1 protein-coding gene is annotated in these 1609 nt (G+C 63.6%); it reads left to right on the top strand.

The window, feature by feature from the left end; genetic code table 11:
* Positions 1-133: 133 nt before the first annotated feature.
* Positions 134-1513, top strand: coding sequence for an integrase core domain-containing protein (locus ACT3S2_RS15785; RefSeq protein WP_443349363.1), 1380 nt, complete (start codon positions 134-136; stop codon positions 1511-1513).
* Positions 1514-1609: the final 96 nt, after the last annotated feature.

The following is a 1609-nucleotide window of genomic DNA, read 5'->3' on the forward strand; positions in this document are numbered from 1 at the left end:
TGTTATCTCGCAGGACATCGGTGACAGTTCTGCCTCAAGACATCGGTGACACTCCCGGGTGTTTTGGTGGTGACACTTCCCGGCGGTGTTAAGGGGCTTGGCAGCCCCCGATGCGGTCGGACAAGAATGACGGATGAATCCGAATGAGCCCGTCGACGCCCGAATACGCCTCGCGATTGCCCAATGGCCCGATGACGCGCCCCGCGGCGCGGTCACCACGTTCTGCGCCGAGCACGCCATCACTCGCAAGACGTTCTACGCCATCCGGGCCAGAGTCCGCACCGAGGGCCAGACGGCAGCCTTGGAACCGCGCTCGCGGCGACCCAAGTCTTCGCCCACCAGCGTTCCCGAGGCGCTGAAGGATGAAGCCGTGAAAGTGCGGGCCGCCATGGAGTCCTCCGGACTGGACCATGGTCCTATCAGCGTGCACGACAAGATGGCCTCCCTGGGGATGGAAACTCCATCCATTGCCTCACTGGCACGGATCTTCCGCGAAAGGAATGTGGCCCGGGCCGAGCCGAAGAAGAAGCCACGTGCCGCGTACCGCAGGTTCGTCTACCCGGCACCGAATGCCTGCTGGCAGCTCGACGCGACCGAGTACGTGCTCACCGGCGGACGCAAGTGCGTGATCTTCCAGCTCCAGGATGACCATTCGCGCCTGGCCATCGCGACCCACGTCGCCGGCTCGGAGACCAGCGAGGCTGCCTTGGCGGTCGTGAAGAAGGGCATCGAAGCCCATGGGGTCCCTCAGCGCCTGCTGTCGGATAATGGCATGGCGCTGAATCCCTCGCGCCGTGGATGGGAAGGCCAGCTCGTCGCCTACGTCTCCTCACTGGGCGTCGAAGCGATCACCGGCAAGGCGAACAAGCCGACCACCCAAGGCAAAAATGAGCGGTTTCATCAGACCCTGTTTCGGTGGCTGGACAAGCAGCCGATGGCGCAAAACCACGGCCAGCTCCAGGATCAGGTCGACCGGTTCGACCAGATCTACAACACGGAGCGCCCGCACCAGGGGTTGCCGGGACGCGTCACCCCGCAGCAGGCTTGGGACGCCACAGAGATTGCCGAGGCTCCTCGCCCGAAACCGGCGGCGGTGCTTTCCAAACCGCCGACCACGGCGCAAGAGGTCCAGGCCCAGCACCCCACCGAACCGCCGTCGCCGCCGCCGCCGCCGAAGGATGGCACGCGCGCGGCACCAGATGCTTACGACCTGCTGCGCATCCAGGCCCTGCGTGCGAACGCTGCGCCCAGGAAATTCAGCGGCAGTATCGGTCACCCGGCGCCCACCGGCAGCCAGAAGATGCAGGTCTATTCCAACGGCGTGGTCAACATCGGCAGGACCCTGTTTTCCCTGACCAAGCGGATGGGAGGACGGACAGTCACTGCCACGTGGGACCAAGAGAGCATCATATTCGCGAACACCGAAGGCGAAGTCATCGCAGAATACCTGTGGCCACCGAAGGGCACCGCCTACGTGGGTATCGGGAAATCCCGGACACGGTTCAGCAAATAAGCGGAGACATGTCCGGAACCATCACCGATGTCTTGATACACCGAACGCCACCATTGTCCTGAGGCAGAACTGTCACCAGTGTCTTGAGACATCACA

Source organism: Arthrobacter sp. AOP36-A1-22 (assembly GCF_052377615.1).
In the GTDB taxonomy this organism is placed as follows: domain Bacteria; phylum Actinomycetota; class Actinomycetes; order Actinomycetales; family Micrococcaceae; genus Arthrobacter_H.

Bases quoted from the DNA above. Each gene is read 5' to 3' on its own strand.
- ACT3S2_RS15785 (WP_443349363.1), top strand. From the start codon at position 134: ATGAATCCGAATGAGCCCGTCGACGCCCGAATACGCCTCGCGATTGCC.